At 66.6% G+C, this 25,474-nt stretch carries 30 protein-coding genes and 1 tRNA gene; 23 read left to right on the top strand and 8 right to left on the bottom strand.

Translation table 11 applies throughout. The features are described 5' to 3' along the window. Positions 1 to 23 precede the first annotated feature (23 nt). Complete coding sequence (locus HJG53_RS07135) at positions 24 to 470, top strand: DUF3597 domain-containing protein (RefSeq protein WP_171128976.1); 447 nt, start codon at positions 24 to 26, stop codon at positions 468 to 470. Positions 471 to 513: 43 nt separating this feature from the next. Here HJG53_RS07135 and HJG53_RS07130 read toward each other — a convergent pair whose 3' ends face one another. The 3 genes from HJG53_RS07130 to HJG53_RS18650 all read right to left on the bottom strand — a co-directional run bounded on the left by HJG53_RS07130 (position 514) and on the right by HJG53_RS18650 (position 2,514). Continuing rightward, positions 514 to 1,125: a PEPxxWA-CTERM sorting domain-containing protein gene (locus tag HJG53_RS07130; protein ID WP_171128975.1), complete on the bottom strand. Its 612-nt coding sequence runs from the start codon at positions 1,123 to 1,125 to the stop codon at positions 514 to 516. Positions 1,126 to 1,237: 112 nt separating this feature from the next. Then, entirely contained in the window at positions 1,238 to 1,507 is a 270-nt protein-coding gene (locus tag HJG53_RS07125) for an acyl carrier protein (RefSeq protein WP_171128973.1), read from the bottom strand. An 11-nt stretch (positions 1,508 to 1,518) separates the two neighbouring features. After that, positions 1,519 to 2,514, bottom strand: coding sequence for a GNAT family N-acetyltransferase (locus HJG53_RS18650; RefSeq protein WP_254447586.1), 996 nt, complete (start codon positions 2,512 to 2,514; stop codon positions 1,519 to 1,521). Between the two features lie 46 nt (positions 2,515 to 2,560). Between HJG53_RS18650 and HJG53_RS07120 the strand changes: the two genes are divergently transcribed. The 3 genes from HJG53_RS07120 (at position 2,561) to HJG53_RS07110 (ending at position 5,633) form a co-directional block, all read left to right on the top strand. Further along, complete coding sequence (locus HJG53_RS07120; protein ID WP_368039529.1) at positions 2,561 to 4,126, top strand: acyl-CoA ligase (AMP-forming), exosortase A system-associated; 1,566 nt, start codon at positions 2,561 to 2,563, stop codon at positions 4,124 to 4,126. After that, positions 4,123 to 5,358, top strand: a complete 1,236-nt coding sequence (locus HJG53_RS07115) for a pyridoxal-dependent decarboxylase, exosortase A system-associated (protein ID WP_171128969.1) — start codon at positions 4,123 to 4,125, stop codon at positions 5,356 to 5,358. The genes HJG53_RS07120 and HJG53_RS07115 overlap by 4 nt, the downstream gene beginning before the upstream one ends. A gap of 89 nt (positions 5,359 to 5,447) precedes the next feature. After that, a complete protein-coding gene (locus tag HJG53_RS07110) occupies positions 5,448 to 5,633 on the top strand; it encodes a hypothetical protein (RefSeq protein WP_171128967.1) in 186 nt (61 codons plus the stop codon). Positions 5,634 to 5,637: 4 nt separating this feature from the next. On the opposite strand, the gene HJG53_RS07105 is transcribed toward HJG53_RS07110, so the two are convergent. Further along, entirely contained in the window at positions 5,638 to 5,802 is a 165-nt protein-coding gene (locus tag HJG53_RS07105) for a hypothetical protein (protein WP_171128965.1), read from the bottom strand. A gap of 94 nt (positions 5,803 to 5,896) precedes the next feature. Here HJG53_RS07105 and HJG53_RS07100 point away from each other — a divergent pair. The 3 genes from HJG53_RS07100 to HJG53_RS07090 all read left to right on the top strand — a co-directional run bounded on the left by HJG53_RS07100 (position 5,897) and on the right by HJG53_RS07090 (position 10,664). Continuing rightward, positions 5,897 to 5,981 (top strand) — tRNA-Leu (locus HJG53_RS07100). A gap of 52 nt (positions 5,982 to 6,033) precedes the next feature. Beyond that, complete coding sequence (gene tig, locus HJG53_RS07095; protein ID WP_171128963.1) at positions 6,034 to 7,632, top strand: trigger factor; 1,599 nt, start codon at positions 6,034 to 6,036, stop codon at positions 7,630 to 7,632. Between the two features lie 143 nt (positions 7,633 to 7,775). Further along, on the top strand, positions 7,776 to 10,664 hold the full coding sequence (locus HJG53_RS07090; RefSeq protein ID WP_171128961.1) for a TonB-dependent receptor: 2,889 nt from the start codon (positions 7,776 to 7,778) through the stop codon (positions 10,662 to 10,664). A gap of 103 nt (positions 10,665 to 10,767) precedes the next feature. On the opposite strand, the gene HJG53_RS07085 is transcribed toward HJG53_RS07090, so the two are convergent. Continuing rightward, positions 10,768 to 11,382: an ATP-dependent Clp protease proteolytic subunit gene (locus tag HJG53_RS07085; protein WP_171128958.1), complete on the bottom strand. Its 615-nt coding sequence runs from the start codon at positions 11,380 to 11,382 to the stop codon at positions 10,768 to 10,770. 127 nt (positions 11,383 to 11,509) lie between these two features. Here HJG53_RS07085 and clpP point away from each other — a divergent pair, with 127 nt between their 5' ends. From clpP to HJG53_RS07070, 3 genes are all read left to right on the top strand, one after another. Next, positions 11,510 to 12,157, top strand: a complete 648-nt coding sequence (gene clpP, locus HJG53_RS07080) for an ATP-dependent Clp endopeptidase proteolytic subunit ClpP (RefSeq protein ID WP_171128956.1) — start codon at positions 11,510 to 11,512, stop codon at positions 12,155 to 12,157. A gap of 176 nt (positions 12,158 to 12,333) precedes the next feature. Then, the gene (locus HJG53_RS07075; RefSeq protein ID WP_171128954.1) at positions 12,334 to 12,978 is read left to right on the top strand and encodes a glutathione S-transferase family protein; all 645 of its coding nucleotides are present in this window, start codon (positions 12,334 to 12,336) and stop codon (positions 12,976 to 12,978) included. A 127-nt stretch (positions 12,979 to 13,105) separates the two neighbouring features. After that, positions 13,106 to 13,636: a hypothetical protein gene (locus tag HJG53_RS07070; protein WP_171128952.1), complete on the top strand. Its 531-nt coding sequence runs from the start codon at positions 13,106 to 13,108 to the stop codon at positions 13,634 to 13,636. 27 nt (positions 13,637 to 13,663) lie between these two features. On the opposite strand, the gene HJG53_RS07065 is transcribed toward HJG53_RS07070, so the two are convergent. Then, positions 13,664 to 14,317, bottom strand: a complete 654-nt coding sequence (locus HJG53_RS07065) for a PEPxxWA-CTERM sorting domain-containing protein (protein WP_254447585.1) — start codon at positions 14,315 to 14,317, stop codon at positions 13,664 to 13,666. Positions 14,318 to 14,567: 250 nt separating this feature from the next. On the opposite strand from HJG53_RS07065, the gene HJG53_RS07060 reads away from it, so the two are divergent. Continuing rightward, a complete protein-coding gene (locus HJG53_RS07060) occupies positions 14,568 to 15,902 on the top strand; it encodes a DNA-packaging protein (RefSeq protein ID WP_254447584.1) in 1,335 nt (444 codons plus the stop codon). Here HJG53_RS07060 and HJG53_RS07055 read toward each other — a convergent pair. Next, entirely contained in the window at positions 15,871 to 16,158 is a 288-nt protein-coding gene (locus tag HJG53_RS07055) for a hypothetical protein (protein ID WP_171128950.1), read from the bottom strand. The two genes, HJG53_RS07060 and HJG53_RS07055, sit on opposite strands and share 32 nt — an antisense overlap. Positions 16,159 to 16,209: 51 nt before the next feature. On the opposite strand from HJG53_RS07055, the gene HJG53_RS07050 reads away from it, so the two are divergent. The 3 genes from HJG53_RS07050 to HJG53_RS07040 all read left to right on the top strand — a co-directional run bounded on the left by HJG53_RS07050 (position 16,210) and on the right by HJG53_RS07040 (position 18,259). Further along, positions 16,210 to 17,322 (top strand): phage portal protein, encoded by a 1,113-nt coding sequence (locus HJG53_RS07050; RefSeq protein ID WP_171128948.1) that lies wholly within the window; start codon positions 16,210 to 16,212, stop codon positions 17,320 to 17,322. A 146-nt stretch (positions 17,323 to 17,468) separates the two neighbouring features. After that, the gene (locus HJG53_RS07045; RefSeq protein WP_171128946.1) at positions 17,469 to 17,777 is read left to right on the top strand and encodes a DUF6127 family protein; all 309 of its coding nucleotides are present in this window, start codon (positions 17,469 to 17,471) and stop codon (positions 17,775 to 17,777) included. Next, entirely contained in the window at positions 17,774 to 18,259 is a 486-nt protein-coding gene (locus HJG53_RS07040) for an HK97 family phage prohead protease (RefSeq protein WP_217352674.1), read from the top strand. Before HJG53_RS07045 ends, HJG53_RS07040 begins: the two co-directional genes overlap by 4 nt. Here HJG53_RS07040 and HJG53_RS07035 read toward each other — a convergent pair. Continuing rightward, entirely contained in the window at positions 18,189 to 18,545 is a 357-nt protein-coding gene (locus tag HJG53_RS07035) for a hypothetical protein (protein ID WP_171128944.1), read from the bottom strand. The genes HJG53_RS07040 and HJG53_RS07035 overlap by 71 nt on opposite strands. Positions 18,546 to 18,706: 161 nt before the next feature. Between HJG53_RS07035 and HJG53_RS07030 the strand changes: the two genes are divergently transcribed. The 9 genes from HJG53_RS07030 (at position 18,707) to HJG53_RS06990 (ending at position 25,382) form a co-directional block, all read left to right on the top strand. After that, positions 18,707 to 19,765, top strand: a complete 1,059-nt coding sequence (locus HJG53_RS07030) for a phage major capsid protein (RefSeq protein ID WP_368039528.1) — start codon at positions 18,707 to 18,709, stop codon at positions 19,763 to 19,765. Between the two features lie 167 nt (positions 19,766 to 19,932). Further along, positions 19,933 to 20,199 carry a hypothetical protein gene (locus HJG53_RS07025; protein WP_171128940.1) on the top strand — a complete coding sequence of 89 codons (267 nt, stop codon included), beginning with the start codon at positions 19,933 to 19,935 and terminating at the stop codon, positions 20,197 to 20,199. Next, positions 20,199 to 22,547 carry a hypothetical protein gene (locus HJG53_RS07020; RefSeq protein ID WP_171128938.1) on the top strand — a complete coding sequence of 783 codons (2,349 nt, stop codon included), beginning with the start codon at positions 20,199 to 20,201 and terminating at the stop codon, positions 22,545 to 22,547. The genes HJG53_RS07025 and HJG53_RS07020 overlap by 1 nt, the downstream gene beginning before the upstream one ends. Before the next feature lie 121 nt (positions 22,548 to 22,668). Then, on the top strand, positions 22,669 to 23,202 hold the full coding sequence (locus HJG53_RS07015) for a hypothetical protein (protein WP_171129679.1): 534 nt from the start codon (positions 22,669 to 22,671) through the stop codon (positions 23,200 to 23,202). 168 nt (positions 23,203 to 23,370) lie between these two features. Next, the gene (locus HJG53_RS07010; RefSeq protein WP_171128936.1) at positions 23,371 to 23,754 is read left to right on the top strand and encodes a DUF3168 domain-containing protein; all 384 of its coding nucleotides are present in this window, start codon (positions 23,371 to 23,373) and stop codon (positions 23,752 to 23,754) included. Between the two features lies 1 nt (position 23,755). Further along, positions 23,756 to 24,163 carry a phage tail tube protein gene (locus HJG53_RS07005; protein WP_171128934.1) on the top strand — a complete coding sequence of 136 codons (408 nt, stop codon included), beginning with the start codon at positions 23,756 to 23,758 and terminating at the stop codon, positions 24,161 to 24,163. A gap of 184 nt (positions 24,164 to 24,347) precedes the next feature. Next, entirely contained in the window at positions 24,348 to 24,599 is a 252-nt protein-coding gene (locus HJG53_RS07000; RefSeq protein WP_171128932.1) for a GTA-gp10 family protein, read from the top strand. Positions 24,600 to 24,694: 95 nt separating this feature from the next. Then, positions 24,695 to 24,865 (top strand): phage tail assembly chaperone, encoded by a 171-nt coding sequence (locus tag HJG53_RS18645; RefSeq protein ID WP_254447635.1) that lies wholly within the window; start codon positions 24,695 to 24,697, stop codon positions 24,863 to 24,865. Continuing rightward, a complete protein-coding gene (locus HJG53_RS06990; RefSeq protein ID WP_171128927.1) occupies positions 24,858 to 25,382 on the top strand; it encodes a tail tape measure protein in 525 nt (174 codons plus the stop codon). The genes HJG53_RS18645 and HJG53_RS06990 overlap by 8 nt, the downstream gene beginning before the upstream one ends. Positions 25,383 to 25,474 lie beyond the last annotated feature (92 nt).

The following is a 25,474-nucleotide window of genomic DNA, read 5'->3' as shown; positions in this document are numbered from 1 at the left end:
AAGCAATTTGGAGCAGGCCCGGAATGAGCATCTTTTCCGCGATCAAGCACGCGATCTTCGGCGACAAGGGGCCGCTTGGCGGCCAATTCTCAGGCCATAAGGATCAGCCCGCCGCGGCGCCCGTGCAGCACGCCAATGCCGCACCGGCGCGGCCGGTACCGCAGCAGCCGGCGGCGCCTACGGCTCAGCCGACAGCCGCTCCGCAGGCCCAGCCGCAACCGGTCGATGTCGAGGCGGTGCTGAGCGCTCGGTCGGGCGCGGACCGGCTCGACTGGCGGCATTCGATCGTCGACCTGCTGAAGCTGCTGGAACTCGACTCGAGTCTGGCGGCACGCAAGGAGCTGGCCGGCGAGTTGAGCGTCCATGCCGGGGCCGACGGTAGCGCCGAGCAGAATATCGCGCTGCAGAAAGCCGTGATGCGCGCGCTGGCGCAGAATGGCGGGAAGGTGCCCGCCGAACTTCAGGACTGACGAAGAAGGGTGCCGCCCGAGTCGAGGCGGCACCCTTTTCCGATCAGGCGTAAGTAACGGCGGTGCGCGTCCGGCGACGGGTTGCCGCGCCGACCAGCGCGAAGCCGCCGAGCATCATCGCCCAGGTCGCCGGTTCGGGCACGCCCGCCAGTGCGACGTTGTCGAGATAGCCGCCGAGCGAGTCGCTGGTGCCGATCGCCGCGAAGGTGAGCGTCGAACTCGCATTCACGCCGAAGCTGAGCGACTGCGGCAGCCAGACGGTGCCCGCGCCGCCGTCGCCCGTGATGTTGAAGATGCTGACGCCGTTGATCAGCACATCGATACCGTTGCTGGCGGCGGGCACGTTGGGGCGGGCCGAATAATAGAAGCTCAGCGTGTAGGTGCCGGCATCGATCGTCCGCGACATGGCGCTGTTGTTGTTGCTGTCCAGCTCGACGAGGTTCGTTTCGGAAAACGGTTCGCCGGCGGCGTGATTCTGGATTTCGATGCCGTCGCCCGCCGTCGCCGTCCAGCCTTCGGCGGTGGGCAGGATCACATAGCTGCCCGAGGGCACGGCGATCGAGTCGAAATTGGTCTGGAACACGGTGACCGCCTGTGCCGGATTGGCGGCAAGCAGCAGCGGCAGGCCGAGATAGGCCGCGTAACGCTTCATCATGCTAATCCCCCTTGTACGAGCTTACACGATGCGACCGCGCGCTCTCTCATGGAGCTGCGACTCGGCTATACCTGAATCGGGAGCCGTTAACCATAACGCCGATCAGCCAGGGTCAGGCGAGCTTGCGGTCCAGATAGGTCACGAGTGTCCCGAATGTGGACAGCATTTCTCCATCGACCTCGTCATCCTCGATGACGATGCCGAGCCGGTCCTCGATTTCGGTCAGCAACCCGGCGACGGCCATCGAGTCGAGTTCGGGCAGCGATCCGAACAGGCCGGTTTCTGCTTCAAACGTCGCGGCGCGCTCGGGGGCGATGCCGAGCACGTCGATAAGGACCGCGCGCACGGTGCGTTCCACCGTCTCGTGATATTCCGGAACCATGGCGCGCCGCGCTAGTCGAGCTGGGGGCGGCGGACAAGGGCCGTGGCGCGTGCGGCGAGCGCCGGCGCCCAGGCGGCCGGCCGGCGCGGGTTGAACAGTTCCAGCCGGCGCAGCACCCGCCGCTCCTCGGCCCAGTCGCCCAGTTCCGCCGCCCGGCCCTGGCCGAAATCGATATGTTGGGCGTGATCGACGTTGATCGCATAGCGCAGCATCGATGCAGTCAGCTGGTCTGCGGGGAAAAGCTGCCTCGCTGCGCGATCTTCGGCCCGCCAATGGGCGAAGGCATGGCCGTGCTCCACTGTCCAGAGCTGGGCGGCCACCGGCGCGTCGCCGACCCGGACGATGCCGAGCCGGAGCGTACGGTCGAGCGTGGCGTCCTGGCCCAGGTCGCGCAGGAATGCGTCGGTGCCCCCCAGCAGTTCGACTTCTTCCCACAGCCGCGGCGTGACAAGGTCGGCGATTTCGACATGCAATTGGCGCGCGCCCGTCGCGACGCGCTCGTGCAGCCGGGCGGAACAGCCTTCCCAAACATCCTCGAAGTGGCGGCCGCCCACGTCCAGCGTAAAGCTCGTCGCGGCGGCGTGCTCGACGACGGTCCAGCCGCCGCGGCGGAAGCCGCTTGCCAGCAGCGCTGCATGCTCCGGCAGCATTGGCCCGAGGGACAGGCGCGACAGGCCGAACAGGCGGAGACGCCGCGCCGCGGCGCGGATCAGCGCGCGCTGCAGCGGTTCATCGGGTTCGCCGAGGAAGATCGGGGCGAAGCGGGCAAAGTGCGGGCCCGGTGTCGCCACGGCGCGAGCGGGGCGGGTACGGGCAAGGAAGAGCCACGCCTCAGCCGCGCCTGCTCGCGCGCGGGCGATCAGCGGGCGTTCTCCCGGCGCGGCATGCGCCCAGACTCTCTTGAACCAGTCGAGGCGCGCGAACGGCTCGGCGGCGGTGGACAGCCGGCCCCGAGCAGCCAGCTCCACCGCGCGCATCGAGTCGAAATATTCCCCGGTGACCCACAAAGGCGCTAATCCCCCGCTCGCCGCGTGTTTGGACGGGGAAGGGCAGGTGTTGCAAGAGTTAGGCGGCGAAGCGCAGCGGATCGACCGGCTGACCGGCTGCGGCGCGCCCGATGCGCCGGCGCTGATCGCCGGCGGCGAGACGCTGACCTATGCCGAGCTGGAGGAGCGTGTGGCGGCGCTGGCGGGCTGGCTGGTCTCGCAAGGGGTGACGCCCGGCGACCGGGTGGCCACCTGGCTCCCCAAGACCGTCACCGCCTGCCTGATGCCGCTCGCCGCCCCGCGCGCGGGGGCGGTGCATGTGCCGATCAACCCGGCGCTGAAGCGGGCGCAAGTCGCCTATATCCTCACGGACAGCGGGGCGCGGCTGCTGGTCACGCAGGAGATACGGGCTGGAACGCTTGAGCCGGGGGATGTGCCGGGTGGGTGTCGAGTGCTGCTTGATCCTCCCCGGAACGGGGAGGGGGACCAGCCGAAGGCTGGTGGAGGGGGCCCTCCTCTCGCGCAATTGGCTGGGCCCCCTCCACCACCGCTTCGCGGCGGTCCCCCTCCCCGTTCCGGGGAGGATTTAGCCGCCTTGCTCTACACCTCCGGGTCCACCGGTCGGCCCAAGGGCGTGATGCTTTCGCAGGCGAACCTCTGGGTCGGCGCGATTTCGGTGGCGCGCTACCTGCAGCTGACGCCTGAGGACCGCACCTTGTGCGTGCTCCCGTTCGCGTTCGATTATGGGCAGAACCAGCTGCTCTCGACCTGGGCGGCGGGAGGCTGCGCGGTGGCGCTCGACTATCTGACGCCGCGCGACGTGGTGAAGGCGGTCGAGCGGCACCGGATTACGACGCTCGCGGGCGTGCCGCCGCTCTGGCTGCAGCTAAGCGAGGCCAGTTGGCCCGAAACCACGACCTTGAGGAGATTGACCAACAGCGGCGGTGCGCTCACCGAGCCGCTGGTGCGGCGGCTGCGCGCCCTGTTCCCGGCCGCCGATCTCTACGCGATGTACGGGCTGACCGAGGCGTTTCGCTCGACCTATCTCGATCCTAAGTTGATCGACGACCATCCGACGGCGATCGGTGATGCGATCCCCTTTGCCGAGGTCCTCGTCGTGCGCGCCGACGGCAGCCTGTGCGGTCCGGGCGAGCCGGGCGAGCTGGTCCATTGCGGTCCGCTGGTGGCCCAGGGCTATTGGCAGGATCCGGAGCGGACTGCCGTGCGCTTTCGGCCGGCACCTTCCGCGTCGCGCTATGGCGGAACGGCGGTCTGGTCCGGTGACACGGTGGTGCGCGGAGCCGACGGGCTGCTGCGTTTCGTCGGGCGCGCCGACGAGATGATCAAGACCTCCGGCAACCGGGTGAGCCCGACCGAGATCGAGGAAGCCGTCGCCGCCACCGGCCTCGTCCTGGAAGTGGCGGCCTTCGGCGTGCCCGACCCGAAGCTGGGCCAGGCGATCCTGCTGGTTGCGCGCGGCGACGGAAAGGCCGAGGGCGAGCTGCGTATGGCGCTGAAACGTGAGCTTCCCGGCTTCATGCAGCCGGGCCGGATCGTCTGGCTGGACGCGCTGCCGCGCTCGCCCAACGGCAAGATCGACCGCAATGCGCTCCGCGCCGAGCATGGCGCGTGAAGCCGATCGGTCCCATCCCCGCCGACTTCGTACCGCGGGCCGGGCGGTTGGCGATCGGCGGCGAGACGGCGGAGTCGCTGGTCGCGCGCGCCGGCGACACGCCGCTGTTCGTCTATGACATGGACGTGGTGGAGCGGCGGGTCGCCCGGTTCCGCGCCGCGTTTCCCGGCATCGACCTTCATTATGCGCTCAAGGCCAATCCGTTCGTCGAGCTGGTCAAGGGCATCGCGCCGCTGGTCGACGGCATCGACGTCGCGTCGATCGGCGAGGCGCTGGTCGCGCTCGGCGCGGGGGTGACGCCGGACTGCCTGTCCTTCGCGGGGCCCGGCAAGCGCGACAGCGAGCTGGAGCTGGCGATCGGTCAGAGCGTGCCGATCAACCTCGAGTCCGAAGGGGAGGCGGAGCGGGTGCTCGCCATTGCCGCACGGCTCGACAAGACGCCGCAGCTAGCGGTGCGGGTCAATCCCGATTTCGAGCTGCGCGGCTCCGGCATGCGCATGGGGGGCGGCGCCAAGCCGTTCGGGGTGGATGCCGAACGGGTGCCGGCGCTGGTGCGGCGGCTGGTCGCGGCGGGCGCGGCGTTTCGCGGCTTCCACATTTTTGCCGGCTCCCAGTCGCTCGACGCCGACGCGATCATCGAGGCGCAGGCGGCGACGATCGCGCTGGCGGCGCGGCTGTCGGACGCGGCGGGCGTACAGCCCAGGCGGCTCAACCTCGGCGGCGGCTTCGGCATTCCCTATTTCGGCGGCGACCAGGTGCTGGACGTGGAGCGGATCGGCGCGGCGCTGGTCGAGGCTTACGAAGCACGTCCGGCGGTGCTGCGCGAGACCGGCTTCTGCCTGGAGCTGGGGCGCTGGCTGGTGGGTGAGGCGGGCGTCTATCTGACGCGAATCGTCGACCGGAAGGAGAGCGGCGGCCAGATCTTCCTGATCGTCGATGGCGGCCTGCATCATCAGCTCGCCGCCTCGGGCAATTTCGGGACGGTGGTCCGGCGCAATTACCCGATCGCGGTCGCCGACCGCTTCGGCGCCGAGCCGGAAGAGACCGTCAATGTCTGCGGCTGCCTGTGCACGCCGCTCGACCGGTTGGGCGACCAGGTCGCGCTGCCCCACGCCAAGGTTGGCGACCTGATCGCGATCTTCCTGGCCGGCGCCTATGGGGCGAGCGCGAGTCCGTCCACCTTTCTGGGGCATGGACCGGCGCGGGAGCTGCTCGTCCGCGCGTCGGATTAGCCCAGGCTTTTCAAGGTTATGAGCGGATTAACCTTTCCGAAGCGTAACGAGTCTATCCTGCCTGCCGCACGCAATCAGGATGCTGGACGATGAGCGCCTATTCGAAAGCCCCCTATGGCTTCGGCTTTGCCGCCGATCCGTTCGAGCCGTTTATCGGTGACCCCGATAGCGATCTGCAGAACGAGCCGGAAGACGGCGAGCAGCCGAAGGAGCCGCGCTACAATTACGGCGCGATGCACTCCGCCATCAAACGCAACCGCGAATGGTTCCGCTAACGGACTAGCTCGGATGCGCCTGGCTTTCAGCCAGGCCAGGAGTGTCGCTCGCATCGCCCGGATCGGGGATATCGATGTCGGGCGGAGGTGCGCCGATTTCGTCGGGCGCCTGCTCTGGGCTGATCGGTTCGGTTTCGGGGATATTCTGGGGCGGCGGGATGGTGGCCATGCTGCTCTCCTGTTTCACGCGCAAACGCATGCGCCCGTAGCGGGTTGCTCAATAGGATGGGCTGGTATAGACGCCCGCGACCGGCGGTCCGGCCGCGGGCGTGGCGGAATTGGTAGACGCACCAGATTTAGGTTCTGGCATCGCAAGATGTGGGGGTTCGAGTCCCTTCGCCCGCACCAATCCCCGCAGCTCAAAGCACCGGACTCTCACACGAATTCTTGAAGGCGAGACATGCAGACTGTCGAGACGTTGAACGAGGGCCTGAAGCGGGCATACACGCTGAAGATTGCCGCCAAGGACATCGATGCCCGTGTCGATGGCGAGATCAAGAAGGTCGCGCCGCAGATCAAGATGCCGGGCTTCCGTCCCGGCAAGGTGCCGGCGAACCTCGTCCGCAAGATGCACGGCCCCGCGCTGCAGCAGCAGGCACTCGAAACCGCCGTGCAGGAAGGCGTGCAGCAGCTGATCGCCGAAAAGCAGCTCCGCCCCGCAATGCAGCCTTCGGTCGAGCTCGACGAGAGCTTCGAGCCCGGCAAGGATGCCGAGGTCAAGGTGACGCTCGAAGTGCTGCCGCAGGTGCCGGAAGCGGCGATCGACGGGCTGAAGCTGGAGCGGCTGACCGTGCCGGTCGAGGATGCCGAGATCGACGAAACGCTGAAGCGCATCGCCGGCAGCAACAAGCAGTTCGAGGCAGCTGCCAAGCCGACCTACAAGGCGAAGACCGGCGATCTGGTCGTGATGGACTTTGTCGGCTCGGTCGACGGCGTCGAGTTCGAGGGCGGCAAGGGCGAAGGCGTGTCGCTGGAGCTCGGTTCGGGCCAGTTCATCCCGGGCTTCGAGGACCAGCTCGTCGGCGCGAAGGCCAATGACCAGAAGACGGTCAACGTCACTTTCCCCGAGGACTATGGCGCCAAGCACCTGGCCGGCAAGGCGGCCAAGTTCGAAGTAACGGTCAACGAGGTCCGCACGCCGAAGGAAACCACGCTTGACGACGAGTTCGCCAAGCAACTGGGCCTGGACGGCATCGACAAGCTGAAGGAGCTGGTGAAGGGCCAGCTGGAGCAGGAGCATAACCAGCTCACCCGCACCCATATGAAGCGTAAGCTGCTCGACCAGCTCGCCGCTTCGCATGACTTCGAAGTGCCGCCGTCGATGGTCGAAGCGGAGTTCAACCAGATCTGGGCGCAGCTGGAGCATGAAGCCAGCCACGAGGCCGATCCGGAAGCCGCGCGCAAGGAAATGGAATCGGATCGCGACGATTATCGCCGCATCGCCGAGCGCCGCGTGCGCCTGGGGCTGCTGCTGTCGGAGATCGGCAACAAAAATGGTGTCGAGATTACCAGCCAAGAGATGAACATGCTCGTCGCCCAGGCGGCGCAGCAGTACCGGCCGGAAGACCGCGACAAGTTCGTCCAGTATATCCGCAACGAGCCGATGGCTGCCGCCCAGCTGCGCGCGCCCCTGTTTGAGGACAAGGTCGTCGATTTCCTGTTCTCGAAGGCAGAGGTCAGCGAGCGGAGCGTGACCCGCGCCGAGATCGAAGCCGAGATCGAGGCGGACGAGGACGGCCATGTCCACGGCCCCGGCTGCGGCCATGATCATCACGATCACGACCACGCCGCCGAAGCCAAGCCCGCGCCGAAGAAGAAGGCCGGCAAGGCTGCCAAGGCCGATGCCGCAGCAGCGGTCGCCGAAGAGGCTCAGGTCGAAGCGGCGGTGAAGCCGAAGCGTGCGAAAAAGGCTGCCGAGCCGGCGGCCGAAGTCGCGCCGAGCGTCGAAGCCGAGGCGGCGCCCGCCAAGCCGAAGCGCGCGAAGAAGGCCGTCGAATAAGCACGGCTGGTTAGCGGCCCAGCAACATTTTGTAACATTTACGCAACGGTCGTTGGGAAATCGGAATCGTGCCGCATTGGCACGGTTCCGCCCGACTCCGCGCTCGCCTAGACTCCTGCCCGCAAGAGGTTGGGAGGAGTTTCATGCGCGTTTCGAGAATGCTGCTGGGCGGATCGGCCCTGGCGGTGCTGTCATTGAGCATCACGCAGCCGGCATTCGGCCAGGCGGTGCAGACGGCGCCCAGCGCCGAGGCCGAGAGCGGGACGATCGTCGTCACCGGATCCCGCATCCGCCAGGACCCGCTGAACCAGAGCTCGCCGGTGGTGACCCTCGACCAGGACGCGCTGGCGCAGACCGGCCTGACCTCGGCAGCCGACATATTGCAGCGGCTGCCGTCTGCATCGGGCGGTCTCAACACAAAGGTCAACAACTCGGGCAATCTCGGCAACCCGCCGGACGGCGGCGGCGTAGGCGCGGGGTCGGCCGAAATCGATCTCCGCTATCTGTCGGCCAAGCGCACTCTGGTGCTGGTCGACGGGCTGCGCTGGGTGAACGGTACCAGCGCCAGCGGCATCCCGGCCACGGTCGACCTCAATACGATCCCCAACAGCCAGATCGAGCGGATCGAAGTGCTGCAGGCGGGTGCATCCCCACTATACGGCTCCGACGCGATCGCGGGCGTGGTCAACGTCATCACCGTGTCCCAGCAGGAGGGGCTGCGCGCCTCGGCCCAGTTCGGCACCTTCCTGGGCGAAGGCGATGGGGACACCTGGAATGCCGATGTCAGCTACGGCATCAAGGGTGAGCGGACCAACCTGGTGTTCGGCGCCAGCTATGTGAAGCAGGAACCGGTACGGTCCGGCGACCGTGCCATTTCGCAGTTCCCGAACCCCGGCCAGACGAGCTGCACCGACCCGGTCGGCGGCTGTTCGAGCGCCGCGGTCAATGGTCGCTTCCTGACGCGCGTGGGCGGCATCAGCCGCAACCAGACCATCTCTGGACCACCCGATTCGACGCCGACCTTCGCCGAACTGCGGCCCTTCACTGCCGCCGACCGGTTCAACTTCGCGCCGTTCAACTATCTGCTGACGCCGAGCGAGCGCTATGGCGCCTGGCTGAGCTTCCGCCAGGAACTGAGCGACAGCATCAACCTTCGCGTGAAAGCGACCTACAACCACCGCAAGTCGCAGAACCAGGCGGCGTTCGAGCCTTTGTTCATCGGACCCGACGCGGGCAATGGCGCGGGCAGCCTGTTCGACACGCTGTCGTTCGACGCGACCAACCCGTTCAACCCGTTTGGCGTGACGCTGGAATCCGGCCTCAATCCGAACGGCACGCCCAATGGCCGTACGCCCAATTACTCGTTCATCGCGCGGCGGCTGGTCGAGGCGGGGCAACGGACCTTCAACCAGCGGGTCGACACCCTGTCGGCTACCGCGACCCTTGATGGTTCCTTCGATGTCGGTGGGCATCAATGGTATTGGGACGTGAATGCGCTGTTCGGCGTCAACGATGCCCATCAGAGCTTTACCGGCAACGTGCGCGCCGACCGGGTGGCGCAGGCGATCGGCCCGATCGCCAACTGCACCGCCCCCTGCGTGCCGCTGAACTTGTTCGGCGGCGCCGGCTCGATCACGCCCGAGATGCTCGCCTTCATCGGCTTTACCGAGCGGGACAAGAGCAACCAGACGCTTTACGATTACACCGCAAACCTGAGCGGCGAGTTCGCCGACCTGCCGGCAGGTCCGGTTGGCTTCGCGATCGGCTATGAGCACCGCATCCAGAGCGCGTCGTTCACGCCGGACCCGATCGTCTCGGCCGGTCTCGGCGCCGACATCCCCGCCCAGCCGGCGCGGGGCCGTTACCATACGGACGAAGTCTATGGCGAAGTGCGGGTGCCGATCCTGAAGGAAACGCCGTTCTTCTACTCGCTCGAGTTCGACGGGGCGGTGCGCTATTCGCGTTATTCGATCAGCGGATCGAAGACGACCTATACCGCGACCGGCCTGTGGAAGCCGATCGAGGACCTGCTGCTGCGCGGCGCCTATACGACCGGCTTCCGTGCACCGAGCCTGGGCGAGCTGTTTGGCGGCCGCTCGCGCTTCGACCTGCCGGTCGTCGATCCCTGCACCAGCGACCCGTCAGGCCAGTTCCAGACCAATGCGACCGTGCGCGCCAACTGCATCGCCAACGGCGTGCCGGCCGATGGCAGCTATGCCGAGCCGCCGGGCCAGCTGCCGGTCATCACCCAGGGCAATCGCAACCTGAAGCCGGAGACGTCCAAGAACCTGACCTTCGGCGCGGTCTATGCGCCGCTGTGGGCGCGGGAGAGCGGCTTTGCCTCCAACTTCAGCATCGAGGCGAATTACTATGACATTCGCGTGCGCAAGGCGATCGGCGCGGTCGATCCGAACCTGACGCTCAACAATTGCGCGGTGCGGGGCGACGCGCCGAGCTGCGCGTTGGTGACGCGGACAGCCAACGGCTTCATCAACCAGATCAGCGGAACCTTGCAGAATCTGGATAGCATCAAGACTCGCGGCCTTGATGTGACGATGAACTATCGCACGCCTGAGACCGGGATCGGCACCTTCGGGCTGTCGGCGAACGCGACCTGGTTGCTGAAATATGTGCTGTCGGCGTCGAACGGCTTTGTCGTGATCGACCGCAAGGGCACGGAACGGGGCAGCCCGGACCAGGCCTTTCCCAAGTTCAAGGGCAATGCGACGATCGACTGGTCGTTGAACGACATGGTGCGGGCGTCCTTCACCAGCCGGTACATCGACTCGGTCACGGAGATCGACTCCAACACCGGCCTGCCCGCCAAGCTGAACAGCAAGTTCTACGGAGACGTGCAACTGACGTTCAGCCCGGGCTTCGCCGACCGGCGGTTCGCGCTGACGCTGGGGGTGAACAACGTGTTCGACACGGCTCCGCCGCCCTGCGTGTCCTGCAGCCTGAACAACTATGACCCGACCACCTATGACGTGCCGGGGCAGTTCGGCTATGTGCGGCTGAGCTATAAAATGTAGAAAGAATTGTTCTCACAAAGGGCACAAAGAACACGAAGAGAGAGTTCTTTGTGTCCTTTGTGCTCTTTGTGAGAAACGCTTTGATATCGCTTCGCGAAGAAATTTAGAATGTCACTTCGCTCATATTGGTGATGACGGTGCCGAGGATGCCATATTCCTTGGCTTCTTCGGTCGACATCCAATAGTCGCGGTCGATATCCTTGCGGACGCGTTCGACGGGCTGGCCGGTGCGTTCGGCGATCACCTGGGCGATGCGTTCCCGAAGCTTGATGATTTCCTGCGCCTGGATGGCGATGTCGCTCGCCCGGCCACCGGCGCCGCCTGAGGGCTGGTGGATCAGGAAGCGGGTGCTGGGCAGGCAGAAGCGCCGTTCCTTCTTGGCGCCCAGGAAGATGTGCGCGGCGATCGAGCCGACCCAGCCGGTGCCGATCACCGCGACGGGCGACTTCAGGAAGCCGACCATGTCGTGGATGGTGTCGCCGGATTCGACGTGACCGCCCGGCGAGTTGATGATCAGCTTGATCGGTTCCTGGCTGACATGATCGAGATAGAGGAGCTGGGTCGCGATCCGTTCGGACACTTTCTGGTCGACCGGCCCGAACAGCAGCACGGTGCGCGCCTCCAGAAACTTGGTCATCATCGCAGCCGTGCTGCGGTCCGGTCCCGCGTTGCTGTCTTCATCCTCGTCGTTCAAGCGGAAGCCGGGCATCATCGTCATGGATCACCTGTGGTTGTTATGCCGCATTTACCTAGGAGCGCGGCGGCGGGTGCGCAACGGACGCGCCTCTTGAACCAATCCGCCGAACCGACGACATAGCGACGGCACATTCAGACAAGGACGCCTAATGCCCACTCCCGATCACGCCGATATCGTCGGCGGCCTGGTTCCCATCGTCATCGAACAGTCCAACCGCGGCGAACGCAGCTTCGACATCTATTCGCGGCTGCTGCGCGAGCGGATCGTGTTCGTGACGGGAGGCGTCGAGGATCACATGGCCTCGCTGATCACCGCGCAATTGCTCTTCCTCGAGTCCGAGAACCCGAAGAAGGACATCTACATGTACATCAACTCGCCGGGCGGTGTGGTCACGGCGGGCATGGCGATCCATGACACGATGCAATATATCCGCCCGCGCATCGGCACGGTGTGCATCGGCCAGGCGGCGTCGATGGGCAGCTTCCTGCTCGCGGCCGGCGAGCCGGGCATGCGGGTCGCGCTGACCAATGCGCGGATCATGATCCACCAGCCCTCCGGCGGCGCGCAGGGGCAGGCGACCGACATCGAGATCCAGGCGAAGGAAATCCTGCGCATCCGCGCGCGGATGAACGAGCTGTACGCCAAATATACCGGCCAGCCGATCGAAGTGATCAACGACGCGATGGAACGGGACAAGTTCCTGGACGCGATGGAAGCCAAGGAATTCGGGCTGATCGATGAAGTGTTCGAAAAGCGCCCGAGCCCGGCCGAGGAGCCGAGCGCGCAGGCGGCGTAGGCGAGGCTGTTCTCACAAAGGGCACGAAGGCCACGAAGGGGAAGTCTCTTCGTGGCCTTTGTGTTCTTTGTGAGCAAAATGTTTTCGCTTGGCCGGACTCCCGTACCGATCCCTTGGAGCCCTGGTGGTGGCTTCGCTGATCCTGCCTGCTAAAGCGTGAGCGGGAGGAGCGATCGATGAAGGTTTACGGGGCCTCGATGTCGCCGTTCGTGCGCAAGGTGCTGATGGTCGCGGTCGAGAAGGGTCTCTCGCCGGAATTGGTGCCGGTAGTGTTCGGGAAGCCTGACCCGGCGTTTCGCGCGTGCAGTCCGTTCGGCAAGATGCCGGGGTTCGAGGATGGCGATTTCCGCATCTCGGATTCGACTGCCATCGTCACCTATCTGGACGCCAAATATCCGACGCCGCCGATGCTGCCGAGCTCTCCGGAGGATCGGGCGCGCGCGGTGTGGTATGAGGAGTTCGCCGACACGATCCTGACGGCCGCGGGCGCGAAGGTGTTCTTCAACCGCGTGGTCGCCAGGCTGATCGGGCGGGAGGGTGACCTCGACGCGGCGGACAAGGCGCTCGCCGAGGAATTGCCGCCGATCTACGACTATCTGGAAGGCGTGGTGCCCGAGCCGGGCGGGTTCCTGGTCGGCGGGCAGTTGTCGATCGCCGACATCGGGGTGGTGAGCCCGTTTGTGAACATGATGCACTGCGGCGGCTCGCCCGATCCCGCGCGCTGGCCACGGCTCCACGCCTGGACGCAGGGCTGGTTCGAACATGCGAAGCTCAAGCCGCTCATCGCAGGAGAAAAGGCATTCCTCGCCGCGCGCGCCTGAACCAAACCGGTAAATTATGCTTGACATCGTGACGATGATCTGGCACTAAACGGGAATGCTGAAGAAATGTGAGTCGGGCGGTTCCTCCGGGCGGAGGGGCCGCTCTTTTCGTTGGGAGGTCCGAGCCATGCCGAACACGCAGCTGATCGGAGGCAAAAGGCCGCGGGTGGCGCAGGCGCGTGGCAATAGCTTTGACGCCGGGAAGCAGGAGCGGTTCTTCGCCGAGCTGGCCGCCACCTGCAACGTCCGCCTCTCCGCCCGACGGGCGCGGGTGGCCGTCGCGACGGTGTACAAGCACAAGGCGCAGGATGCGGCGTTCCGCGCGCGCTGGGCGGAAGCGATCGGCGGCGCCTATCACAATCTCGAGCTGATGATGCTCGAGCGGGCGATGAACGGCACGGTGAAGACCGTGACCAAGGCGGATGGCTCGGTCGACCGCACCCACGAATATCCGAACGCGATCGCGCTGACCCTGCTGCGCCTGCACCGCGACAATGCAGCCGAAGCCGAGCCGGAAGTGAGCGAGGCGGATGCGGACGAGATCCGGGCGCGGATCATGCGTCGCATCGGACGGCTGCGTGACCAGATGATCGCGCGGGGGGAGTTGGTGGAGAGGGCGGCGGAGGAGGACAGGCAGCGTCGCCGGGGGCTGGATTAGATTAGCAAAGATATCAGGCGCCGTCTGCTAGACTCGAGAAGGGAGGCTCAATCGGCGGCGAGCAGTGGCGCCGAGTAGGCCGAAGCCACTAATCATTAGGGCCCACGTTGCTGGTTCGGGCACAGCTGGCGAGAGCGTGACGCGAGTAAGTTCGAAGGTGACGCGGTTCGCCGCATCGTTTGAGAGACCCCAGTCAATCGCGCCGCGAACACCGTCGCGATAGGAATCGATGTGCGCTTGCGTGATCGGAAGATCACCGCCTCGAATGGACTGACCTTCGTTGTCCTGCCAGTTCAGAAACCCATCACGGAACGGTAGACCGTTGAGGGCATCTCCACCTTCGAATGCGTCGACAATGAACCGGTCGATGAGTTTGGTGCCGTAGGCCGGTTCGCCGTCGCTGGTCGTCAGCCGCGTTCCGGCACCCCACGTCACCTTGTAGCCGTCGACGTTGAGCTCCCCGCTCTTCACGAGACCGTAGTAGCTCAAGAAATAAGTGTTGTTCGGCTGGGCGACGCCTTCTGTCTCGTAGACGACAAAACCACTCACCATGTCGCCGAGAGCGAAGCGGTTCGAGACGGTGTCGGTCAGATGGTAGACATGACCCGTATAAGTCAGCTTGACGAGAGCCGACTGAGCGGGTGCTGCTACCAGCAAAGCCGCGAGTGCGAGTGAGCGCATTCTGATTCCCCTATTTGTATTTGAGAATCTGCTGATCTTGAAAGGAATGTCAAAGGCTGAGTCAGAGCCGCTCTGCTGCTGGGATAGACAGAAAGGGAAGCGGGACTCCGGCTCAAAGCCGGGTTGACGGGATTAGTCGAGCGGCTCGGCTGGCCTCCCGCTTTCGCGGGATTGACGAAAGTAAGGGCGCCGACGACTGCCAAGGCCCGGACGACAGATTTCATCTTCGAACGGAAGGCTGAGGTGGAGCATGGCGATCACCTTCTGGCGGCGCGTCGTCCTGGCGCTGGTGCGCAAGGACGATGCCGAGATCGCGAAGTTGCTGGCGAAGATGACCGTCACCGACCTGCTGAAGCTCGACAGCAGGTTCGAAGCCTGGGCGCATGAGGGGCAGATCGAGCCTTCGTCCGAGGGGTGGCGGACCTGGTTGATGCAGGCGGGTCGCGGGTACGGCAAGACGCGGGCGGGCGCCGAGTGGGTGGCGCGGCTGGCGCTGGGGCAGTCGTGCCGGATTGCGCTGGTTGGCGCGACGATCGACGAGGCGCGGGCAGTGATGGTGGAGGGGGAGAGCGGGCTGCTCTCCGTGCTGTCCCGGCTGAAGCGGCGGGTGGTTTGGGAGCCGGCGATGAAGCGGCTGCGCTTTCCGAACGGCAGCGTCGTGCAGCTTTATTCGGGCGAGAATCCGGATGGCTTGCGCGGCGGCACGCATCATTTCGCCTGGTGCGACGAACTCGCCAAATGGGCGAAGCCGGAAGAGAGCTGGGACAATCTGCAGATGGCGCTGCGCGCCGGCATGCGGCCGCGCGCGCTGGTCACGACCACGCCCAAGCCGATCCCGCTGCTGACGCGGATCAAAAGCGATCCGCTAACCATCGTCACGCGGGGGCGGACGGGCGACAATGTCGTGCTGGAGGACCACTTCCTGAGTGTGATGCGGGCGACCTATGCGGGCACGCGGCTGGGGCGGCAGGAGCTGGACGGCGAACTGATCGAGGATTTGGAGGGGGCGCTGTGGACGCGGGGTCTGTTGGAGGCTTCTCGACATGCGCCCCTCGACTTCGCTCGGGACGAGCGAGTGGTGACGAGGGTGGTCGTGGCGGTGGACCCGCCGGTATCGGAACAGGGCGATGCTTGCGGGATCGTGGTGGCGGGGCTGGGCGGTGACGGCGTCGCGCATGTGATCGAGGATGCGAGCGTATCGGGCAAGTCGCCGGTCGGCTGGGCGGAGGCGGTGAGCGGGGCGGCACGGCGGCATGGCGCGGATCGCGTCGTCGCGGAAGTGAACAATGGCGGCAAGCTGGTCACCGACCTGCTGCACCAGGTCGATCCGGGCCTGCCGGTGAAGGCCGTGCATGCGAGCCGCGGCAAGGTTGCTCGCGCCGAGCCGGTCGCAGCACTCTACGAACGCGGCCTGGTGCGTCATGCCGGGGCGTTCCCGCAGCTGGAGGACCAGATGTGCGGGTTCGTCATCGGCGGCGATTACAAGGGTCCGGGACGGTCGCCGGACCGGGCGGACGCGCTGGTCTGGGCGCTGACGGAGCTGATGCTGGTGTCTAGGGCCGAAGCTCGAGTGCGATGTCTATGAGCCGGTGGACGAGCACGAAGGTGGCGAAGGCGAGAGCGCAGGCTGCGAGGCAGACCAGCGCCCAGAACTCGCGCGGTTCGTCCGTACGGTCGAAGACCAGGGGTCCATTGTCGCCGAAGCCGGACGGCCAGAGCATGGCCCTTGAGGTCAGGAGCGTCCGCAGCAGCCAGGCGATCAGGGCCAGTTCGAAGGTGCCGCTCACGACGACCTGATCTGCGGATCGGGCGAAGAAAAGAAGCTTATCGACCGCGCTCACGGCGCGAGACTAGCGCGCGGCGCACAGCATTCAAGCGATTGGGGAACAGTGATGAAATGGTTCGGACGGAAGGCCGGGCGCGAGGGCGCTCGGCCGGCGCTTTCGCGTGGGTTCGGAATGGCGTTCGGGTCGGGGGATTGGCCGCGATCCTATGAGGCGCAGGTGCGCGAGGCTTATGCGCTGAACCCAGTCGCGCAGCGGGCGGTGCGGTTGGTGGCGGAGAGCGTGGGGGCGGCGCCGGTTCTTTGCTCGGAGCCTGAAGTGGCGCGGCTGGTGGCTGCGACGTCCGGCGGGCAGGGGCTGGTGGAGACGGTGGCTTCTCACCTCCTTTTGCATGGGAATGCGTATGTTCAGATTCTGAGCGGGTCTCAGCGCCCCTCGACTGCGCTCGGGACGAGCGGAGTGAGGGAGCTCTATGCACTTCGGCCGGACCGCGTGACGGTCGAAGCGGATGCGCGCGGGTGGCCGGGGGCTTATCTGTACCGGGTCGGGGAAGTGACGCAGCGGATCGATGCGGGCGAGCTGATCCATATTCGCTCCTTCCATCCGACCGACGATCATTATGGGCTGGGGTGCCTGGGCTCGGCGGCGGGGGCGGTGGCGATCCACAACGCGGCGACGCGGTGGAACAAGGCGCTGCTCGATAATGCGGCGCGGCCTTCGGGAGCGCTGGTCTATGAGCCGGGCGACGGCTCGGGACTGTCGGCGGATCAGTTCGCGCGGCTGAAGTCTGAACTCGAGGCGAGTTTCCAGGGTGCCGGCAATGCCGGGCGGCCATTGCTGCTGGAGGGTGGCCTCAAGTGGCAGGCGCTGTCGCTGTCGCCCGCGGATATGGACTTCGTCGGCTTGAAGGCGGCGGCCGCGCGGGAGATCGCATTGGCCTTCGGTGTGCCGCCGATGCTGCTCGGGCTGCCGGGCGACGCGACTTACGCCAATTATCGAGAGGCGAACCGGGCCTTGTGGCGGTTGGGCGTCCTGCCGGTCGCGGCCAAGATCTTCGGCGCGCTGGTGCAGGGGCTGAGCCCCTGGTGGCCGGGAGTGACGATCGGCGTGGATGTCGATCGGGTGCCGGAGCTTTCGGAGGACCGGGAGCGGCTGTGGAGCATGGTCGCGGGGGCAGACTGGCTGTCGGCCGAGGAGAAGCGGGCGGCGGTGGGGATGTAGAAAAGGGTTGGTTCGCGCGGAGGCGCAGAGACGCGGAGAGTCCGCGGTTCATCCGTCCTTTCGCTTGCTCACGATTGTCTTGCGCTTCGCGCAAGCTCCCCTCTGCGTCTCCGCGTCTCTGCGCGAACATATTGAGGAGACGAATTATGTCTCAGGATGGGTTGCTCGCCTCGCTGTTGGCGCAGGCGGAGGGGGAGGGCGCGTCGGTCGCGACCCTTCGGGGCGTGATCGAGGAGGCGTCTGAGCTGGGGGCGCGGCGGGCGCTCGCTTCGCTGGGGCTCGAGGATGCGAGCGCGGGCGTGGACGTGCGGGAGCTGCGTTCGCTGCTCGGCGCCTGGCGCGACGCGAAGAAATCGGCGGTGCAGGCGGTGGCGGGGTGGTTCGTGCGGCTGCTGCTGGCGCTGCTGCTGGTCGGGATCGCGGTCAAGACGGGGTTGTGGGAGCGGTTGGGGTGATCCTTCGAGACGCCACTTCGATACGCGAGCAGGCTCGCTACTCAGCGGCTCCTCAGGATGAGCGGTTCACGAGGTTCGCTGGCTATGCGGCGGTGTTCGATGCGGTTGATCGCGGCGGGGACGTGATCCGGCGGGGTGCCTTTGCGGGCGCGAGGCCGGTGCCGCTGCGCTGGGAGCATGGCGCGGAGATCGGGCGGGTCGAGAGTCTGGTCGAGGATCGGCATGGGCTGCGGGTGATCGCTGCCTCGCGCCGGGCGGTCGCGCCGGGCATGGGGCTGTCGATCGGCTATCGGGTGCGGGCGGCGCGCGATCTGAAGATCGGGCGCGAGCTGATCGGGCTGGAGCTGATCGAGGTCAGCCTGGTGCGGTTTCCGATGCAGGCGGCGGCGCGGGTGATTGCGGTGGAGCCGATCACTCCAGATAGCCGCTTCGCTTTTCGAACGACCCTGAAAGCGCGAGGCACATTCTCACCAAGAGGATAGGCAAGTTCAGAACGATGATGCCGACCGCAAAGAATGCGCCGCCGTCCATGCTGCTGGCGCTCGTATCCGAGAGTGTCGAAGGCGTGCTGAACAACAGGATCGCCCAAGGCAGCAGCAGCCAGGGCGGTATCAAGAAAGAAATCAGGAAGGGCGTCGTCGGCAGAATCAACCACGCCAGCGCAGGATTCACCGCCGACCACCCCCAGATGGCGACCGGGGCAGCGAGGCATAGCCACGCAGCCAGCGCGATGAGGCCGATCAGATAGTGTGGCTTAAACTCGGTCATGACGTTCAGTCGCAGACAGACATGAAGTTTCGCTGAAGTTTGGGCAAATCTCTGCCCCACCCCAACCCAGGTTCGGGTGAAACTGCCCCCGGCAGTTTCAGTCCGATCCGGGGGATCGGACGCCCCGAACCTCCTGAAGGGGAGGGGCCTTTCAGGAGAAAGTGATGGAACAGGTGACGGGCTCGCTCGAGGCGAGTTTCGAAGGGACGGTTGCGCCTGCGGTAGAGCGGCCGGTGTTGTCGGGGGCGCGGGTGTCCGGCTCGCGGTCGGCGTTCGTGGACGGGTATCTCCGGACGGGGTCAGAGATCGAGCTGAAGAGCTTTACCGGCGCGGTGGCTGGCGATGGCGGCTATGCGGTGCCGCGCGAAATCGATGCGATGATCGACCGCACCCTGACCGCGATCTCGCCCATCCGGAGCATCGCCAATGTCGTGCGGGTGGGGTCGGCCGGCTATCGAAAGCTGGTCACGACCGGCGGCACGCCGTCGGGTTGGGCTTCGGAGATTGGAGCACGGGCGGAGACGGCGACGCCGGCATTCAAGGAGATTGCGCCGCCGATGGGCGAGCTGTTCGCCAATCCGGCGGCGAGCCAGGCGATGCTGGACGATGCCGCGTTCGACGTGGAGAGCTGGCTGGCCGGTGAAATCTCCACCGAGTTCGCCCGGGCCGAGGGTGCAGCGTTCGTGAGCGGTGACGGCGTCAACAAGCCCAAGGGCTTCCTGACCGGCACGCCGACCAACGAGGCGGACGGGGTGCGCGCGTTCGGCACGCTGCAATATCTGGCGACCGGCGTCAGCGCTGCGTTTCCGGCGAGCAATCCCGCCGACAAGCTCGTCGACCTGATCCAGAGCCTGCGTACGCCCTATCGCCAGGGCGCGGCGTTCGTGATGAACTCGGCGACGCTGGCGCGCATCCGCAAGTTCAAGACGACGGACGGGGCGTTTCTGTGGCAGCCGGCAATGGCGAGCGGCCAGCCGGACACGTTGCTCGGCTACCCGGTGGTGGAAGCAGAGGACATGCCGGACGTGGCGGCGGATAGCTTCGCCATTGCGTTCGGCAACTTCCGCGCCGGCTATCTGATCGCGGAGCGGAGCGAGACGACGATCCTGCGCGATCCGTTCACCCACAAGCCGTTCGTGCATTTCTATGCGGTCAAGCGGATCGGCGGCGCGGTGATGAACTCCGAGGCGATCAAGCTGCTGAAGTTCGGGGTGAGCTGAGTGTTCCTCCCCTGAGCGACGCTCAGGGGAGGGGGACCAAGCGGAGCTTGGTGGAGGGGCTGAGCGCGTAGCGCGAAGTCAGACCCTCCGCTTCGCTCCGGGCCCCTCCACCGCCTGCGGCGGTCCCCCTCCCCTGCAAGGGCAGGGGAGGATCAAAGGAGATCAACATGACCGATTATTTTTCCGGGCACGCGGATAGCGTGGTCGCGCCGGCGACGCGTGGGGTGGCGGTGACGCCGCATGACGTGAATGCGCTCGCCGATATCCCGAAGGCGCTGTTCGTGGGGGTCGGGGGCGACCTGGTGGGGCGGGGCGTCAACGATACGGGCGATCTGACGTTCAAGAACCTGCCCGCCGGGTCGGTGCTGCCGTTCCGTGCGAAGTTCGTGCGGGCAACCGGCACCACGGCCGCGTCGATCGTGGCGCTCTACTGATGTTCGGCTTCGGCTTTATGCTGCGGGGGCAGAGACGGGCGGCGAGTGCGCCTGCCTCTGCCATCACCAGCCTCGAAATCCTGAATGCGACGGTGCTGCCGGACGGGGCGGACGCGGCGGTGCCGAACGGCTGGGTAGCGAAGGTGTTGCTGCCGGATGACGGGGTTTCGACCTTCGATCCGAGCTTCATCACGCTGACCGTCACCGATCCGGGCTATTCGGCGCCGGGTGTCGCAGCCACGCAGACGCGAACGATCACCGGCACCAAGCGCATCCGGAGGCAATATCCGAACCATACGAGCTTCCTCGACAGCGCGTCGGCCGGTACGCGGACGGTGTATTTCGCTTTGTCGGACCTGATCTATGCCGGCTCGACCATCACCGGAGTTACGGCCTCTTCCGGCTATTACGGCAGCGCGCAGGCGGGGAGTGTCGCGGAAGTCGTCAACAACTCGGCCCTGACCTATCCCAAGCCGCAGGTCGCGTGGATCAACACCCAGCATGAGCGGGTGAACGCGAATAGCTATCCGGTCGAGCTGGTCGCCTTCCACCGTCACGCGATGAACGGCCAGCAGGTGGCGGGCGTGGCCTTCTACGCGGTCGATGGGCAGGGCACGCCGAACCTGTCGGCGACGGTCACGACTTCGGCGCCTGCTCTTTCGTCCATCCAGACGCAGGGCAATATCGCCGAGGTGTGGAAGGGCAGTGTGGCGCTCGATGGCACGGGCGGCGGGCAGGCGCTCACCCAGGGCGATCTCTGCCGCGTCAACGCGATCGTCTATCCGTGGATCGGCACGGCGTTCGATCTGTTCAGCGACGGTCTCGCGACCACCGGCGCTGTTTCGACGATCAACCCGAACACGCCCCTGCGCTTCATGTGCGACAAGAACGGCACCTATGGCGGCGCGCATGTGATCGTGAAGCCTTCCGGCACGGCAACGGGCATCACGGGCGTTGCGACTACCTATGCGGGGCTCGGAACGGGGCTGTCGTCGGCTTATCCGACCATTGTCGCTGCGGTCACGGCCCTGCAGAGCTGGAACAACACCAACCGCAGCCGCAACAATCACGGCGGCTCGACGATCTGGCTGAGCGAGGACACGGCTGGGGCGGGGGCCACGCATGACATTGGCGACAACTCGGCGTCCAACCCGGCGACGGTCTATACCGACATCAAGGTCGCGCCGTCCGCTTCCGGCACTGTGAAGGCTACCCTCACCGCCACGCGCTTCCAGGTCGCGGGCCTGCGCTGGATGGTGAATATCGACGTGACCGGCAGCTTCGGCCTCGACGGGTTCGGGGGCACGACCAACAACAACCTGATCGCGTTTGAGAACATGACGCTGAACTATACCGGCGCGGCGACGGTCCCGATCACCCAGCGCTTCGGCCATGGCACGATGAAGAACGTGACCATCACGGGCGGGGCGAACATCTTCACGCCGCTGCAGGGCTATTCGACCACCCGCATGCAGGTGCGCGCGGTGGGCGTGATCTCGACCGACATCGCCAGCCCGTCCTCGGGCAACCAGAAGGGCATCATGCCCTGGGCGGTGATCGGCTGCCGCTTCGTCAACTGGGCGGTGAATGACTCGCCCTGGTCGGGGGCGACGAACCTCGACACGACCGATGGCTGCGTCATCTACAACAACAGCTTCATGAAGATGCAGGTGATCTCCTCGATCGGTGCTGCATCGTCGGGTTCGCTGACCTATGCAAGCCGGGGCGCGGCGATCGTGCAGAACGTGTTCGAACGCAACAGCACGGCCTCCACGGCGGCCTCCGGCTTCTCGAACGACGGCAACACGATCCCGCTCGACAACATCAACGAGTTCCACAACACCTATCCGGGCGCAGGCGGGGCAGGCGCGAATATCGGCCGCACCAACCGCTGCTACTCGGACGTTGCGGCGGCAGCGGGCGTGCAGAAGCATATGCTGTCCAAATACAACATCTTCTACGACTTCAACGTGAAGACCGACACGTTCACGTCGATCACGACAGTGACGGGCCGCACCGGCAACTGGCGCTACCGGCACCAGGTCGGCTGTGCGGGCAATGTCTGCATCCTGGGGGGCGACGACAGCACGACCACGCCTTCCGCCACGAGCTGGCTGGGCGACTACTGGCCGGCCTCGTCCAAGGCGGCCGCGTCGACGGTTGCGTTCACCTCAAACCTTGCGGGCACGGGCGGCGCGGGGAGCGGCACCTACACGCTCACCCAGGGCAGCAACGATGCCTACTCCCGAGTCGCCGCGGGAGCAGGCGCCCTGCGCTTTGACCTGGGCGGTGCGTTGCGACGGACTGACGGCTCCGGCGCGGCGGGCGCGTTCGAGCGGACAGTCTGAGACGTGACCCCTGGCCCCCGGCTTTCGCCAGGGAACCAGGGTCGCAGCTGATCGGAGACATTCGGATGACACAGGGAACGCGGCGCCGGGTGCGCGGCGAAGGGAGGCGCGCGTGTTGACGATGGCGGCATTCGAGGCGGCCGATCTCGCGGCGGAGCGAGAAGTGGTGAAGGCCTATGCGCGGGTGGCGCAGCCGGACGAGGACGTGCTGATCGAAGGGCTGGTGGCGACGGCGCTGCTGCTCGGCGAGGCGTTCACGCGGCGAATCGGTTTGGCGCGGGAGGCGGTGGAAGTGCTGCCTTGTTCGGCGACATGGACGCGGCTCGGCGCCGCACCGGTGCGGGCGATCACCGCGGTCGAGGGGCTGCCGGCCGATGGCGCCGCCTTTCTACTGCCGGTCGAAGCCTATGCGATCGACATCGATGCGGACGGCGCAGGGTGGGTGCGGGTGACGGCACCTGGCGCTGCGGGGCGCGTGCGGGTGACCTATCAGGCGGGACTGGCGAGCGGGTGGGAGGCGCTGCCCGAGCCGCTGCGGCAAGGCGCGGTGCGGCTGGCGACGCACCTCTATGCGCATCGCGATGCGGCCGATGAGCAAGCGCCGCCAGCGGCCGTCGCGGCCCTTTGGCGGCCTTGGCGGCGGGTTCAGGTCTAAGAAGAAGGGTCGGTTCGCGCGGAGGCGCGGAGACGCGGAGGGTGCTCGCGGGTCCCTGCCTGCAGGCCGCCAACGTCCAGCTTTGCGACTTCGTGCGGGCTTTGCCCGCGGGAGGCTCCTCCGCATCTCCGCGCCTCCGCGCGAACCAAGAACAAAAGGGGCGAGGCGATGAGTTTCGAGACTGCGTTGCAGGAGGCGGTGCTGGTCGCTTTGCGCGAGGTGCCGGGCACCAATGGCGTGTTCCTGGAGCGGCCGGCGCGGGCGAGCGTGCCTTATCTGGTGCTGGCCGAGATGCTGAGCGCCGACTGGGGCGCCAAGGGTATCGCCGGGCGCGAGGTGCGGCTTTCGGTGCGGGTGCATGATGCCGGCGAGAGCTGGACGCGGACGGCGGCCCTGCAGGGCGAAGTCGCGCGGGCGCTGGAGGCTTTGCCGCGGACGATCGGCGGCTGGTCGGTCGGCACCGTGATGCTGGTGCGCGCGCGGACGGCGCGAGGAGCGGGCGGCCAGTGGGTCGGCACCGTCGAGTTTCGAATAAGAGCAATGGAGGCCTGATATGGCGATCGAACGAGGCTCCGCCCTTCTGCTGAAGGTGGGGAATGGGGCGACGCCGCCCGTCTATGCGACGATGGCGGGACTGCGCACCACGCAGCTGAGCGTGAACGGCGAGCCGGTGGTGGTGACGCACAAGGGTTCCGTCGGGTGGCGCGAGCTGCTGTCCGGTGCGGGCGTGCGCAGCGTGTCGGTGTCGGGCGCCGGGGTGTTCACCGGATCCGCGGCCGAAGCGCGGCTGAAAGGCAATGCGCTGGCGGGCCTGCTCGACGACTATGAGCTGAGCTTTGAAAGCGGAGAGAAGATGCGGGGACGGTTCCTCGTGTCACGGTTGGACTATGCCGGGGATTTCAATGGGGAGCGGAGCTACACGCTGAGCCTGGAGAGTTCGGGCGAGGTGGTGTCGCTGTGAGCGTTGCACCTAGCCCTCCGTTTGCTTCGAGCCCTTCGACGTCGCCGGTCGGCGTCGCTCAGGATAAACTTCAGCCTTCAGCTGAAGTCGAGAAGCGTATCTCGACTTCGCTCGATACGAACGGAGTATCCGTTGCAAATCCCATGCGCGGCGAAGCGACGGTTCGCGTCGCGGGTGCGAGTTGGTGCTGCGGCCGTCGTTCAGCGCGCTGGTTGCCGCCGAGGCGGAACTGGGGCCCTTGTTTGCGCTTGTCGAGCGGGCGGCGAGCGGCGGGCTGACGCTGGGCGAGATGGCGGGGCTGTTCTGGCATTGCCTGCGCGAGCGCCCGGAGGGGCTGACCCGGGAGGCGTTCTCGGAAAGGCTGGCGGCGGGTGGGCTGGTGGCGGCGACGCCGGCCCTGCGCCTGCTGCTCGGTCAGGTCTTGCAGGGGCGGTGATGACGTGCGGCGCCCAAGGCCCTCACTCCGCTCAGCCCCGCAGGGCTGAGTCGCCCTCTCCCGCAGGGGGAGAGGCGAGGTTTGCTGCGAACGCGCTGCGGCTGTCCGGGCTCGCCGGCGTGCTGCTGGGCTGGCGGCCGGGGGAGTTTTGGGAGGCGACGCCGGCGGAGCTGGCCGCGGTGTTCGCGGCGTTGCGGCCGCCGGGCGAGGCGATTGTCGGCGAGGATGAGCTGGTGCGGCTGAAGGAGCGGTTTCCCGATGCGTGACGAACTGGACGAGATGGTGGTGTCGGTGCGCGCCGACACGCAAGGCTTTGCGCGCGACGTGGCGCTGATGCGTGCGGAGCTGGAAGGACCGTTCGGCGACGCGGCGGATCGCGCCGGGCGCGCGTTGGAGAGCACACTCGCACGGGCGCTGAGGACCGGCAAGCTCGGCTTCGAGGATCTGGGGCGGGTGGCGCTCGGCGTGCTCAACCAGATCGCGGCGAGCGCGGTGAAGGCCGGCGTGGGGTCGATCCTTTCCGAGATCGGCGGGATCGTCGGACTGCCCGGTCGTGCGACCGGCGGGCCGGTCTCGCCTGGGCGCGCCTATGTCGTCGGCGAGCGCGGACCGGAAGTGTTCGTGCCGACGAGCGCGGGGCAGGTGGCGGCGCCTTCGGCGGCGGGGCGAGAAGTGCGGGTGACGGTCAACGTCAATGCCGCTGGCGGAAACGAGACGCCGCGGGCGCTGGAGCGGTCGAGCCGCCAGGTCGCGCGGGCGGTCCGGCGGGCTGTCGAGCGGTAGAAGAAGGTAGGTTCGCGCAGAGGCGCAGAGACGCAGAGACGCAGAGGCTGCCGAGATCGTCCGCGCGCGGCGCGCCTTCAGGCGAGAGGAGA

The sequence above is a fragment of the Sphingomonas sp. ID1715 genome, from assembly GCF_013044515.1.
In the GTDB taxonomy this organism is placed as follows: Bacteria; Pseudomonadota; Alphaproteobacteria; order Sphingomonadales; family Sphingomonadaceae; genus Sphingomonas_B.
This window is presented reverse-complemented; position numbering and strand designations above follow the sequence as displayed.